The sequence below is a fragment of the Leclercia sp. M50 genome (genome assembly GCF_037150775.1).
Taxonomy (GTDB): domain Bacteria; phylum Pseudomonadota; class Gammaproteobacteria; order Enterobacterales; family Enterobacteriaceae; genus Enterobacter.
Window position 1 is genome coordinate 1 of sequence record NZ_JBBCPK010000047.1, and the last position, 13,932, is coordinate 13,932.

At 58.5% G+C, this 13,932-nt stretch carries 11 protein-coding genes; 5 read left to right on the top strand and 6 right to left on the bottom strand.

The window, feature by feature from the left end; genetic code table 11:
• Together WFM46_RS12935 and malX are read right to left on the bottom strand one after the other, a co-directional pair.
• A partial coding sequence (locus WFM46_RS12935; protein ID WP_336997763.1) for a MalY/PatB family protein occupies window positions 1–986 on the bottom strand: 986 nt, incomplete at its 3' end.
• Window positions 987–1,033: 47 nt separating this feature from the next.
• Complete coding sequence (gene malX / locus WFM46_RS12940; RefSeq protein ID WP_103179394.1) at window positions 1,034–2,626, bottom strand: maltose/glucose-specific PTS transporter subunit IIBC; 1,593 nt, start codon at window positions 2,624–2,626, stop codon at window positions 1,034–1,036.
• A gap of 177 nt (window positions 2,627–2,803) precedes the next feature.
• Between malX and WFM46_RS12945 the strand changes: the two genes are divergently transcribed.
• Complete coding sequence (locus tag WFM46_RS12945; protein WP_103179395.1) at window positions 2,804–3,832, top strand: Mal regulon transcriptional regulator MalI; 1,029 nt, start codon at window positions 2,804–2,806, stop codon at window positions 3,830–3,832.
• 2 nt (window positions 3,833–3,834) lie between these two features.
• Here the strand turns inward: WFM46_RS12945 and WFM46_RS12950 are convergent, their stop codons facing one another.
• Window positions 3,835–4,731 (bottom strand): LysR family transcriptional regulator, encoded by an 897-nt coding sequence (locus WFM46_RS12950; protein WP_336997764.1) that lies wholly within the window; start codon window positions 4,729–4,731, stop codon window positions 3,835–3,837.
• Window positions 4,732–4,881: 150 nt separating this feature from the next.
• On the opposite strand from WFM46_RS12950, the gene WFM46_RS12955 reads away from it, so the two are divergent.
• Window positions 4,882–5,820: an MBL fold metallo-hydrolase gene (locus tag WFM46_RS12955; protein WP_231736615.1), complete on the top strand. Its 939-nt coding sequence runs from the start codon at window positions 4,882–4,884 to the stop codon at window positions 5,818–5,820.
• Between the two features lie 15 nt (window positions 5,821–5,835).
• Entirely contained in the window at window positions 5,836–6,690 is an 855-nt protein-coding gene (locus WFM46_RS12960) for an alpha/beta fold hydrolase (RefSeq protein ID WP_336997765.1), read from the top strand.
• 39 nt (window positions 6,691–6,729) lie between these two features.
• On the opposite strand, the gene WFM46_RS12965 is transcribed toward WFM46_RS12960, so the two are convergent.
• Complete coding sequence (locus WFM46_RS12965) at window positions 6,730–8,283, bottom strand: YdgA family protein (RefSeq protein WP_336997766.1); 1,554 nt, start codon at window positions 8,281–8,283, stop codon at window positions 6,730–6,732.
• 98 nt (window positions 8,284–8,381) lie between these two features.
• Complete coding sequence (manA, locus tag WFM46_RS12970) at window positions 8,382–9,557, bottom strand: mannose-6-phosphate isomerase (protein ID WP_336997767.1); 1,176 nt, start codon at window positions 9,555–9,557, stop codon at window positions 8,382–8,384.
• Window positions 9,558–9,756: 199 nt separating this feature from the next.
• Between manA and fumA the strand changes: the two genes are divergently transcribed.
• On the top strand, window positions 9,757–11,403 hold the full coding sequence (gene fumA, locus WFM46_RS12975; protein WP_103179401.1) for a class I fumarate hydratase FumA: 1,647 nt from the start codon (window positions 9,757–9,759) through the stop codon (window positions 11,401–11,403).
• 146 nt (window positions 11,404–11,549) lie between these two features.
• Window positions 11,550–12,944, top strand: a complete 1,395-nt coding sequence (gene fumC, locus WFM46_RS12980) for a class II fumarate hydratase (RefSeq protein ID WP_336997768.1) — start codon at window positions 11,550–11,552, stop codon at window positions 12,942–12,944.
• Here fumC and tus read toward each other — a convergent pair whose 3' ends face one another.
• Window positions 12,945–13,874, bottom strand: coding sequence for a DNA replication terminus site-binding protein (gene tus, locus WFM46_RS12985; RefSeq protein WP_336997769.1), 930 nt, complete (start codon window positions 13,872–13,874; stop codon window positions 12,945–12,947).
• Window positions 13,875–13,932 lie beyond the last annotated feature (58 nt).

The following is a 13,932-nucleotide window of genomic DNA, read 5'->3' on the forward strand; positions in this document are numbered from 1 at the left end:
CGTAGATCGATCCACGCCAGATAGGTCGCCTCTGGCGGTTGCCAGTTCAACGCCGGAAAGGCACCATTGAGCCTGTCGGCTACATAGTGCAGGTTGGCCTCCAGATAACTGCGCAGCGCATCCAGCCAGGCTTCACCCTGTTGGTAGGCGGCAATATGCGCCACCAGCGCCAGCACCGAGGGCGAAGAGAGGCCGTCGCGCCCCTTTAGCGCCGGCAAATAGTCCATGCGGCTGGCTTCATCACCGATCAAACCGTATGCGCCGGTAAGAGCAGGAATATTAAAGCTCTTGGAGCCGGAAGTCAGAAGCGCCCATTTTCCCTGCGCCACTTCGCACCAGGGGGTGTGCTGATGGTTGCCCCAGACCATATCCATATGAATTTCATCGCTTACCACCGCCACGCCGTGACGCGCAGAAAGTTCAGCCATGGTCGCTAACTCGTCCCGGGTCCAGACCTTGCCCGTCGGGTTGTGCGGGCTACAGAGCAGCAGGATCTTGTTCTGCGGCTGTGCCAATACCGCTTCCAGTTCGGCCATATCGCACTGCCAGCCCGCCGCCGTCTTATGCAGGCCAACAGGCACCACCTGACGGTTATTGCCCGCAATGGCATGGTAAAACGCGTCGTAGGCCGGGGTGTGGATCACCACCCCGTCGCCTGCGTTGGACCACTGGCGAATCAGCTCCGACACCATATAGATCACCGAGGGGCCATAGACGATGGCGCTGGTATCGATGGAGCTGTTGAAGCGCTGCCGGAACCAGTGCGCTACCGCCCCAAGGAACTCGTCGTTTTTCCAGCGGCTGTAGCCAAACACTCCGTGGCTGATGCGAGCTTGCAGAGCCTCGATGATGCAGGGGGCAGTGGCAAAATCCATGTCCGAGATGGTAAACGGCAGCAGATCTGCGGCGCCGAAGCGGTCAGCAACATAGTCCCATTGGGTACACCAGGTGCCGTGACGATCCACGACGGCAGAAAAATCAAACATAACGTCTCCTTAAAAGAGAACCCCCTCCTGGGGAGGGGGCTGGGGCATCAGGCTTCTACTGTTCGCATCAGGGTCGCCAGTTCATCTTTCACCGACTGCACCTGCGGGCCGATGACCACCTGCAAATTGTGCTGGTTGAGCTGAACCACGCCGATGGCGCGATTGGCCTTCAGGGCGTTGGTGTCCACTTTGGACATATCTGCCACCGACAGGCGCAGACGGGTAATGCAGTTGTCCAGAGAGGTGATGTTATCCGCACCGCCCAGCGCCGCGAGGATCGCCGGCGTATTGTAGCCGGATTTGCCAGTTACGCCCGCCACTGCCTGCTCCACGCTCGCCGCGCTCTCAATATCGCGACCCGGCGTTTTCAGGTTAAAGCGGGTGATGGCGAAGCGGAAGATGCCGTAGTAAACCGCAAACCAGATCGCGGCCACCACCGGCACCAGATACCACTTGGTCGACAGGCCGTGCAGAATGCCGAACACCACAAAGTCAATCACGTTGCCGTCGGTATTACCGATGGTGACACCCAGCACCGCCATGGTGGTAAAGCCCAGGCCGGTCAGCACGGCGTGAATAAGGTACAGTACCGGTGCCACGAACAGGAACAGGAACTCGATCGGTTCAGTGGTACCGCCGACCACGCAGGCGATAACGCCGGAGATCAACAGGCCCTTAATCTTATGACGGTTTTCCGGACGGGCGCAGTGGTACATCGCCAGCGCCGCACCCGGCAGGCCGCCGAGGAAGGCTGGCATTTTCCCCTGGGAGAGGAAGCGGGTGGCACTCTCCGAGAAGCCGTGGGTGGTCGGGCAGCTTAACTGCGCCTGGAAGATGGTCAGTGCGCCGCTTACCGAGTGGCCGCAGACCTCCATGGTGCCACCGGCTTCGGTGAAGCGGATCAGCGCCACCAGGATATGTTGTAAGCCGAAAGGCAGCAGCAGACGCTCACCGGTGCCGAAAATCATCGGGCCAAAATCGCCCGCGCTGTTGATGATATGCCCGATACCGGTAATACCCAGGGCGAAAATCGGCCACACCAGCGGGATCACCAGGCCAAACAGGCCCATGGCGACGGTGGTAATAATCGGCACAAAGCGCGTACCACCGAAGAAGGCCAGCGCGTCCGGCAGGCGGATATTGTGAAAACGCTCATGCAGCAGCCAGATGATCACCCCTGCGATCACCGCGCCGAGGATCCCGGTGTCGATCGACTGGATCCCCAGTACGCTCTGGATGTTATTGGCTTTGAGCACCGCCGCGTCGGTAGTGGGCAGGATCCCCTTCGCAGTCAGCCAGAAGTTGACCGCCAGGTTCATTACCGCGTACCCCACAAACCCGGCAAATGCCGCCACGCCTTTGTTTTCGCGGGCCAGGCCCAGCGGAATGGCGATACAGAACATCACTGGCAGGAAGCTAAAGGCGAAGGAGCCGACCTTACTCATCCAGATAAAAATTGCCTGCAAGACCGGGTTGCCCAGAAAAGGGATCAGGGTAATGACATCGTTACTGCTGAGCGAGCTGCCGATGCCCAGCATGATCCCACAGAAGGAGAGCAGTGCCACGGGCAGCATAAAAGTTTTACCCAGTTGCTGGAAAAACTCCCACAGCGAGATTTTTTGTGCTGCTTTCGCCGTCATAAAACGACTCCTTTATTGTTAAAATAGATTTACCTGCCTCAGTGCTGCGAGAAGATAAAACGTTTTATCAAAGTTTAGTGCGCGCTAAATCACATTCTCAGGCTTTGGCAGAGGGTATAAAGATAACGTATTGATAAAACGTTTTACCGATCTCATTATCAGGGAGACACCCCACACATGGCTGTAGCGAAAAAAATTACTATCAACGACGTTGCGCTGGCGGCGGGTGTCTCTGTGAGCACGGTTTCACTGGTTCTGAGCGGGAAAGGGCGCATCTCCCCTGCGACGGGCCAGCGCGTCAACGAGGCGGTGGAGCAACTGGGGTTCGTTCGCAACCGCCAGGCATCGGCGCTGAGGGGTGGGCAAAGCGGGGTGATTGGCCTGATCGTCCGCGACCTGACGTCGCCGTTCTATGCCGAACTGACGGCGGGCCTGACGGAGGCGCTGGAAGCCCAGGGGAGGATGGTATTTTTACTCCATGGCGGCCGGGAAGCGGATCAGCTGCTCCAGCGCCTTGATATGCTGCTGACGCAGGGGGTGGATGGGGTGATCGTTGCCGGGGCCTCCGGGGTAAGCAATGAGCTGTGCGAGCGGGCGGCAGCCAAAGGGGTTCCGCTGGTGTTTGCCTCCCGCGCCAGCTATCTCGACGAAGCGGATACCCTGCGCCCGGACAACATGCAGGCAGCACAAATGCTGACCGAACATCTTATTCGCCGCGGCCATCAGCGAATTGCCTGGCTGGGCGGTAAAAGCTCCTCCCTGACGCGCGCCGAACGGGTGGGTGGCTACTGCGCGACGCTGATCAAATATGGCCTGCCGTTCCACAGCGAGTGGGTGGTGGAGTGTGAATCCCGCCACAAGCAGGCGGCGGAGGCGATCGGTAGCTTGCTACGCGCCAGCCCCACCATCAGCGCCGTGATTTGCTATAACGACGTTATCGCCATGGGCGCCTGGTTCGGCTTAATCCGTGCCGGGCGCCAGAGCGGGGAAGGTGGGGTTGAAACCTTCTTTGGTCATCAGGTGGCGCTGGGCGCCTTTGCGGATGTGTCAGAGAACGCGCTGGACGATCTACCGATTGTCTGGGCCACCACCCCGGCGCGGGAAATGGGCTATACCCTGGCCGAGAGAATTATGCAGCGGATCGATAAAGCCGACGTGCAGGCGGGGCATCAGATTGTGTCGGCCCGCCTGGTGACGGTGAAATAACATTATCCATGCGGCGTGAGCGGGTTACGTTCCAGCCGCGCCTCCAGAGCCTCGACAAACTTGCGCACCTTAACCGGAATCAACCGCGACGTCGGGTAGACGGCCCAGACGGCCAGCGATTCCGGCCTGGCATCCTCCAGCGCGAGCCGCTCCACCAGACCTTGCGCGAAGGCGGGCTCAAGATACCAGCGGGACAGGTTGGCAATGCCCATGCCGCCCAGGCACGCCTCAAAGATCGCCTCGATAGAATTCGCCGAAAACCGCCCCGATACTTTCTGTTTGCTTCGCTGTCCCCCCTGGTCGAACGTCCAGTGGGTGGTATCAGAGGTGGTTAAGCAGCTGTGCGCCGCAAGATCGCTGAGCGTTTTTGGATAGCCATGCTCCGTCAGATACGCTGCGCTGGCGCAGAGGTCTCGGGGGTTATCACAGAGGCGATGCGCCACCAGACGGTTGTCCCGCAGCGGGGCGATACGTAACGCCACGTCTATTCCTCTGCCGACAATATCAACCTGCTCATCGGTGGCGAGTAAATCGACCTGCAGGGCGGGATGCTGGCGCATAAAGTCGGGCAGCATCGGGGCGATGATTTTACGGCCAAACGCCGCCGAGGCGGTGATGCGAAGCCGCCCGGAAAGATGGGCACCATCAGGAAAGAGGTCGGCCAGGGCGTTGGTCTTATCTTCCAGCAGCGCCTGGGCATGGGGTAAAAAGATGGTGCCGTCGCTGGTGGGTGAAAGGGAGCGCGTGGTGCGGTGTACCAGCCGGACCCCCAGCTCCGCTTCCAGATTATTCAGGCATCGCGACGCCGCCATGGCGCTCATAGAGAGCCGACGCGCGGCACCCGCGAGGCTTCCCGCTTTGATGGCTTCCACGAATACTTCCACATCTTCCAGTCTCATTATCTCGATTCTCGTTATGCTGGCCTATCAAATTACACATCTACACTAATTAGCGTTATAGCGCCATAGTCACTCCACATCCTGATAAACAGTGAATTCGGAGTGAAGATGAAAAAGAGGACAACGGTTTTAGCGCTCAGCGGCCTGTTTTTGGCAGGATCCGTTTGGGCTGACGCACCCGCGCAGATTAAACAGCAGGTGCCGGGTTACTATCGCCTGGCGGTGGGGCAATATGAGGTGACGGCGCTTTTCGATGGCTACAACGATCTCTCGCCGTCGCTGTTAAAAGGGCTCTCAGCCGACAAAATTCGCGACCTGCTGGCGCAGCATAAGATTGATGCCGAGCGCATGCCCACCTCCTTTAACGCCTTTTTAGTCAACACCGGTAAGCATCTGGTGATGATCGACAGCGGGGCGGGCCACTGCGTGCCGCAAACCGCAGGGCAATTGATTCCCAACATGCAAGCCTCCGGATATCGCCCTGAGCAGGTTGATACCCTCTTCCTGACCCACCTCCACCTGGACCACGTCTGCGGCCTGAGCGATGCCGCGGGTAAGGCGCTATTCCCTAATGCCACGGTTTACGTGCCGCAGGCGGAAGCTGACTACTGGCTGGATCCGGCGAAAGAGGCCAGCGCCCCCGCCAATGCAAAAGAGTATTTCGCTATCGCCCAACACGCTCTGGCCTCCTATAAAGCGGCGGGACGCCTGAAAACCTTCGTGCCGCCCGCCTCGCCGATCCCTGAAGTCCAGACGGCCTACGCTCCCGGCCATACGCCCGGCAGCACGGTCTATCGTTTTGCCTCTGAGGGGAAAGGCATCAACTTTATCGGCGACCTGATCCACGCCCCTGCGGTGCAGTTCCCGCACCCGGAAGTATCGATCCGCTTTGACGTGGATGCGAAAAAAGCCACCTCATCGCGTGGGCAAGAGTTCAATGCCCTGGCAAAAGAGGGCGAATGGCTGGCGGCAGCGCACCTGGCGTTCCCGGGCATCGGGCACATTACCGCCAACGCTCAGGGTTACAACTGGAACCCGGCGATTTACGGCCCGTATCAACGTGCGGCCGACGTGCCACTGCTGAAATAAGACGAGGCGATCACAATGAAAAGTTACACCGTAACAGCGAATGGTATCCGTCAGTTTGTGGTGGAGGAGGGGGAAGGGGCACCGGTGATCCTGCTCCATGGCTTTCCGGAAACGAACTACGCCTGGCGCTATCAAATCCCGGTTCTGTCGAAGCACTACCGGGTCATTGCTCCGGACTTGCGCGGGTATGGAGAAACGGATAAGCCGGCCTCCGGCTACGATAAACGCACTATGGCGCGGGATATCCTGGAACTGATGAACGCCCTGGGCCTGAAGAAAGTGGTGCTGGTGGGGCACGACCGCGGCGCGCGTGTCGCCACCCGCTTTGCGAAAGATTATCCGGAACGGGTGGATCGTCTGGTGGTGATGGATAACGTGCCCACGCGTATTGTGGCGCGGGATTTGAACGCCTCCATCGCCCGGGCGTACTGGTTCTTTCTGTTCCACCTGGTGCCCGATCTGCCGGAAGCCCTGATTGCCGGGCGGGAACATATCTGGCTACGCCATTTCTTCTCGGACTGGACTTACGATCCTTCCACCATCAGCGGCGAGGCGTTTGATACCTACGTCCGGGCCTATCAGGCACCCGGTGCCGTGCGGGGGGCGATGGCCGATTATCGCGCCAACGCTGAAGATGTGGCGCAGGATCTGGCGGACGCGGCGATCAAAATTGCCTGCCCGGTGATGTCGCTGTGGGGCAATGATTTTCACGCCGTGGGTAAGCTGTTTGATATGCAGAGCGTCTGGGCGGAAATGGCGGACGATCTCAGGGCGTATGGTATTGAAGAGTGTGGGCATCTGCCGCAGGAAGAGCAACCGGAGAAAGTGAACGCTCTGCTGATGGATTTCCTGACCGGCTGGAAAGGATGACTGGCAATAAAAAACCCCTCCGCAGAGGGGTTTTGCTGTTTACTGCTGAGGAACCGCAGGCGCTGGCGGAGCAGCCGGTGCTGGCGGAGCCGCAGGTTCATCCGGTACCGCCAGGTTCAGGGCCGGAACGCCAAACATGCCGACGAACTCCTCCAGCGGCATCTTCTGACCATTCAGGGTCACCTGACCATTGCTGTACTGCAGGCTGGTGCCGATCACGTTATCTTCCACGGTGGTGATGCGGAACATCTGTCCCATCGCCGCCAGGCCTTTCACCTGCTGGCTGGCCAGCTTGCCGGCGTCATCTTCGTTATAGCCTTCCAGCTTCGCAATCTGGATCATGAACTCGGTCGCCATGTCCATAGGGATGGTCAGCTTGCTTTCCAGCGATTTCACGCTGCGATCCACTTCCTGCGCCAGCGTCTGCGCTTCACCGGTGGCGGTGGCGGGATCCTTCATGAACAACGACAGGTTGAAGTTGGTTTCGCCTTTGCTGTTTTTCCAGCTCAGCGGCGCGATAGTCACTACCGGCTCGCCTTTGAGCAGGATCGGCAGATTACCGAAGAAGGCTTCCGCCGCTTTCTGCTGATAGAGCGCCGGATTGTTGGTCATTAGCTCTTTATCCGCCAGCAGCGCCTGGCTTTGAGCGCGATATTGCTGGCTGAACTGGTGCCATGCCTGACCGTCAATATTGCCGATCTTCAGGGTCAGCTTGCCGGTACCCAGATCCTGATTCTGCACTTTCAGGCTCTTCAGGTTGTAATCCAGCTGACTGTTGATGCTCTTGCCATCTTTAGACAGATCCGCGGTGGCTTTCAGATCTGTGCCTTCCAGCACCGCCATCTCTTTGCCTTCAATGGCGATAGCCATTTTTTCGAGGGTCAGTTTCTGATCGCCGATGCGCTCGTCAAAACTGGTCAGACGGCTGTTGCCATCAATGCTCAGGTTATTGAAGGTCAGCTGGACTTTCTGATCGTACTCGTTCACTGCGTTGACCCGGCCGCTTGCCGCGTCACCTTTCAGCGAGACGTTTTTGCCGTCGCGATCGGCATCAAGCTGGAAGTTACCGCCGCTGAACGCAACCTGCTCGTCGCCATTCTCGTAATTCAGGGCTTTCAGGGCGATATCGGAACGGGTATCACCGGCATAGCTGATGCGCGTATTGACCTCAAAAGGCGACTCATTTTTCGCCAGATCGAACAGCGGCTTAGAGGCTTCGTTATTGACCAGTGTCGATTTGACCGAGGCCATAGAGGGGATGAGGTTGAAGGATTTCAGCTGGGCCAGCGGGAACGGACCGTGGTCGACATCTTCGTTCAGCACGAGGCTCTGTCCCGGTTGCAGCCACGGATTAGTGGTTCCTGCTACCGGCTTAACGACCATCTGCAGATGGCTGCTGAACACGCCGCGCTGATAATCCTGATAGCTCAGTTCCAGCCCGGCTTCCGGCGCGGTACGCTTAAGTTCACTGTTCGCCTGGGCCACCATCTCGCCCAGACGGCTCTCCAGCTGTTTCCCGGTGTACCAGGCCGCGCCCGTCCAGACCAGTCCTAATGCAACAATAACGCCTGCAGCTATAACCGATTTTTTCATCGTGATTATCCATAAAATGAAACCGAGCGGTGAAAACCGCCCGGTGAGGTCATAAGGTTAGCAATAGCTTAGCAAAAATTGTTAAAAAATTCAGCAGGTCACTGGAGCTTGTTGAATACCCGCGCCAGACGCCCGACGCCGCTGACGCTAACCGGGGAATCATTCGCGGCAATAAAGGCCGACTCACCAGGCTTCAGCACCAGGCGCTCCTCGCCCTTGCTCAGCACCGCTTCACCCTCAACGCAGAAGAGAATAGCCGCGCTCTGCTGGGCAATACGGGTCTCTTCGCTGCTGAGATCGTGCAGGGAGAACGCAAAGTCCTCCACCGGGATGGGGAAGTCCAGCTCTGCGCCGTTTTTAACCGGCTGGGTGAGCAGTTCAGCTGCCGGTTTCGCGACGAATTTGACGTTGGCCACCAGTTCAGGGATGTCGATGTATTTCGGCGTCAGCCCTGCACGAAGTACGTTATCGGAGTTAGCCATTACCTCCAGCGCCACCCCTTGCAGGTAGGCATGCGGCGTTTCGGCAAACAGGAACATCGCTTCGCCCGGCTCCAGTTTCACCACGTTCAGCAGCAGTGGAGAGAAGAGGCCGCTGTCGTCCGGGTAAAATTCTGAAATGACGCGGATGGTCTGCCAGGGTTCGCCTTTCTGGCTGTTCAGGGCCGCTTTCAGTACCGCCAGCGCACGGGATTTTTCGTCCCCCTGCATATTAAGCAGGCTGGCGAAGAGGTGGCTCAGGCGATCGGCATCCGGTTTTTCAAGGAAGTGGGCAATGGCGCTGTGCGCCCCGGCAACCGGCTGCAGCAGCGAAACGATCTCGGAGAACTCGCGGAAGGCGTTCATCGCCAGGAACGGCGTCAGGGCGAAGACCAGTTCCGGTTTGTGGTTCGGATCTTTATAGTTACGCTCGGCGGCATCCAGCGGAATGCCTGCTGCGTTCTCTTTCGCAAAACCCGCTTCGGAGGCCTGCTTGTTCGGGTGAACCTGAATGGAGAGCGGCTGATCGGCGCAAAGTACCTTGAAGAGGAAAGGCAGTTCGCCAAAGCGTTCGGCGACGGCGCTGCCCAACAGCGTGGCTTTATCACCCTCGATAACGTCACGCAGGAAACGTTCGCCCTGGGCATCGGTAATTTTTGAGCTGCTCTTCGGGTGTGCCCCCATCCACAACTCTGCCATCGGCAGATTATCCGGGTTGGCGATACCGTAGAGATCCGTTAACGCAGTTTTACTTCCCCAGGCGTAGTGCTGCACTGAGTTGATGAGTTTTTGCATTATCAAGCCCTGTTTCATATGTGGAATTATCTGCCCGTATTAAAGCAATAAACCGGGCGGATGTAACCTGCGCGCGGAAAAAGTCGTACTAGTCTCAGTTTTTGTTAAAAAATTGTGTAGGATAGGCTGACTCGCTTTTAAGCAGGGCAGCGGAACATCTGCTCTAAATAAACAGACCGAAGCAGTAAGTGAGAGATCAATGTCGAATAAACCCTTCCATTATCAGGATCCTTTCCCGCTGGCCAAGGATCAGACCGAATATTACCTGTTAACCCGCGACCACGTTTCTGTCTCTGAATTTGAAGGACAGGAGATCCTGAAAGTTGACCCGCAGGCCCTGACCTTACTGGCGCAACAGGCGTTCCACGATGCCTCGTTCATGCTTCGCCCGGCGCATCAGCAGCAGGTTGCCGATATCCTCAGCGACCCGCAGGCCAGCGAAAACGACAAGTACGTCGCCCTGCAGTTCCTGCGTAACTCCGATATCGCGGCAAAAGGCATTCTGCCAACCTGTCAGGACACCGGCACCGCCATCATCATGGGTAAAAAAGGCCAGCGCGTCTGGACCGGTGGCGGCGACGAAGCGGCCCTGGCGCACGGCGTGTATAACACCTATATCGAAGACAACCTGCGCTATTCACAAAACGCCCCGCTGGATATGTATAAAGAGGTGAATACCGGCACCAACCTGCCAGCGCAAATCGACCTCTACAGCGTGGATGGCGACGAATACAAATTCCTCTGCATCGCCAAAGGCGGCGGTTCAGCGAACAAAACGTATCTCTATCAGGAGACCAAAGCGCTGCTCACGCCGGGCAAGCTGAAAAACTACCTGGTGGAGAAGATGCGTACTCTCGGCACCGCGGCCTGTCCGCCGTACCACATTGCCTTTGTGATCGGTGGCACTTCGGCGGAAAGCACCCTGAAAACCGTCAAGCTGGCCTCGACCAAATACTACGACAATCTGCCGACCGAAGGTAACGAGCACGGCCAGGCATTCCGCGACGTTCAGCTTGAGCAGGAACTGCTGGTGGAAGCCCAGAACCTCGGCCTCGGCGCCCAGTTTGGCGGCAAATATTTCGCCCACGATATCCGCGTGATCCGTCTGCCGCGCCACGGCGCATCCTGCCCGGTGGGGATGGGCGTCTCCTGCTCGGCAGACCGCAACATTAAAGCGAAGATCAACCGCGACGGGATCTGGATCGAGAAACTGGAGAACAACCCAGGTAAGTACATTCCGGAAGCGCTGCGCAAAGCGGGCGAGGGCGAGGCGGTACGCGTTGACCTGAACCGTCCGATGAGTGAGATCCTGGCCCAGCTCTCTCAGTACCCGGTCTCTACCCGTCTGTCCCTGAACGGCACCATTATCGTGGGCCGCGATATCGCCCACGCGAAGCTGAAAGAGCGTCTGGATAATGGCGAAGGGCTGCCGCAGTACATTAAAGATCACCCGATCTACTATGCGGGCCCGGCAAAAACCCCGACCGGCTATGCCTCCGGCTCCTTAGGGCCAACCACTGCCGGGCGTATGGACTCTTACGTGGATCAGCTCCAGGCCAACGGCGGCAGCATGATCATGCTGGCGAAGGGCAACCGCAGCCAGCAGGTGACGGACGCCTGCCACAAGCACGGCGGCTTCTACCTTGGCAGCATCGGCGGCCCGGCCGCGGTACTGGCGCAGGGCAGCATCAAGAGCCTCGAGTGCGTGGAGTACCCGGAGCTGGGTATGGAAGCGATCTGGAAAATCGAAGTGGAAGACTTCCCGGCGTTTATCCTCGTGGATGACAAAGGCAATGACTTCTTCAAACAGATCCAGTCCTCCCAGTGTTCGGCCTGTGTGAAGTAGTTTGAAAACCCTGCCGGGTGGCGCAGCGCCACCCGGCAAAGCCCGGCAAAAAGAGCGCACAAAGCGCCATACCCTTTTTCTTATCTCATCAATACTTGTTTCTTTGAGCTGTGAGCAATCCACTTCAGTGTTATCAAGGAGAAAGTATGACCACCTCACGCAGTGAGAAAGATTCGATGGGTGCCATCGACGTTCCTGAGGACAAACTCTGGGGCGCACAAACCCAGCGTTCACTGGAACATTTCCGTATCTCCACTGAAAAGATGCCGGTCTCGTTGATCCAGGCCCTGGCGCTGACCAAACGCGCCGCGGCGAAGGTCAACCAGGATTTAGGCCTGCTCTCCGGGGAGAAAGCTAACGCCATTATCGCCGCCGCCGATGAAGTGCTGGCGGGGAAACATCCCGATGAATTCCCGCTCGCCATCTGGCAGACCGGCTCCGGTACCCAGAGCAACATGAACATGAACGAGGTGCTGGCGAACCGCGGCAGCGAACTGCTCGGCGGGGTGCGTGGCATGGAGCGCAAGATCCACCCCAATGACGACGTCAACAAAAGCCAGAGCTCCAACGATGTCTTCCCGACAGCGATGCATGTGGCGGCGCTTATCGCCCTGCGCGAACAGCTCATCCCGCAGCTGAACGTGCTGAAGCAGACCCTCAATGACAAAGCCCTGGCCTTTGCCGATATCGTCAAAATTGGCCGCACGCATCTGCAGGACGCCACGCCGCTGACTCTGGGCCAGGAGATCTCCGGCTGGGTGGCGATGCTTGACCACAACCTGCGCCATATCGACCACAGCCTGCCGCACCTGGCGGAGCTGGCGCTGGGTGGCACCGCAGTGGGTACCGGCCTCAATACCCATCCGGAATATGCGGTGCGGGTGGCGGAAGAGCTGGCAAACATCACCGGACAGCCGTTTGTCACCGCGCCGAACAAGTTCGAGGCGCTGGCGACCTGTGATGCGCTGGTGCATGCCCACGGGGCGCTGAAAGGGCTGGCGGCCTCGCTGATGAAAATCGCCAACGACGTGCGCTGGCTGGCTTCCGGGCCGCGCTGCGGCATCGGCGAAATCAGCATCCCGGAGAACGAGCCGGGCAGCTCCATCATGCCGGGTAAAGTCAACCCGACCCAGTGCGAAGCCATGACCATGCTCTGCTGTCAGGTGATGGGCAATGACGTGGCGGTGAACATGGGCGGGGCCTCGGGCAACTTTGAGCTGAACGTCTACCGTCCGATGGTGATCCATAACTTCCTCCAGTCGGTGCGTCTGCTGGCGGACGGGATGGAGAGCTTTAACGAGCACTGCGCGGTAGGCATTGAGCCGAATCGCGAGCGCATCAGCCAGCTGCTCAACGAGTCGTTAATGCTGGTGACGGCGCTCAATACCCATATCGGCTATGACAAGGCGGCGGAAATCGCCAAAAAAGCGCACAAGGAGGGGCTGACCCTGAAAGCCTCCGCCCTGGCGCTGGGGTATCTCACCGAGGCCGAGTTCGACAGCTGGGTCCGCCCGGAAGAGATGGTCGGCAGCCTGAAATAGTTACTCCGCCACGTACAGGTGCAGCCGCGGGATAATCAAGCGCAGCGGCTGTGCCTGCGGCTTATAACGGTGCTGAACGTTATCCGCATCGTAATTGAGCAGCTCACCAATATCGGGTATCACCGCCCCTTGATCGGCATCGTAAAGGGCGATCAGCGGCGTCGGGCAGGCATATTGCACCTGCTTTTGCTGCCCGGCATACCAGACGCGGGCGATTGGCTGCACTTTTACTGGCCGCTTGATCTTCAGCCGCGCCTCTGCAGGCAGAGAGTGAATGGCCGTATATTCTGCCTCCAGCCGCTCCACCCACTGATCCCGTGACCAGGGCGCTACGGCGCGCGGCGACTTGAGGCTTTTCTCCAGCATCGCCAGCACCTCATCGCGGGTGAAATTTTTGATGATGTGCTTATTGGCCCAGCCGAAGCGCAGGGTGGCGGGATGGTTAATCACCGTTAACGTGCGATAGGCGTTGAGGGTGATCAAACCCGGCAGTTGGTGATGCACCCACTCAAAACGGGCGGCGGGGGCCAGACCTGACTCCTCGGTGACGATTTTTTCAAATTCCGCCTTTAAGGCATTAATAGTCGCAATGCGGGCGGTGATTTGTTCCCGGTGCGCGGCGTCGCTCTGCAGGCAGATCACCCCCGGCAGGCGCACGGCGGCCTTGCTGCTGCGATTCTCGGATTGCTGCTGGATAAAGAGGTGACGATAGTGTTGCAGCGCCATCGTCAGCGCCTCCTGGCCGAGGTGCTGCTTAACCATAATAGCGTTGAGCGGATCGTGTTCGGCGCCTTTGGCGACGTCCGGCAGGGAGAAGACGCGCCCGGCCAGCAGGCGACAGGCCTGGAGTTCGGGGGTTAACTGCGCCAGCTCGTGCTCCATCTGGCGAAAGGTTGAGTTTAAGCGTTCGATAAGATCGTAAGTTGCCATAGCACACCGCATTAGTTACAACATACTTAATTTATAGCACAGCACGCCGGGTCAGGCC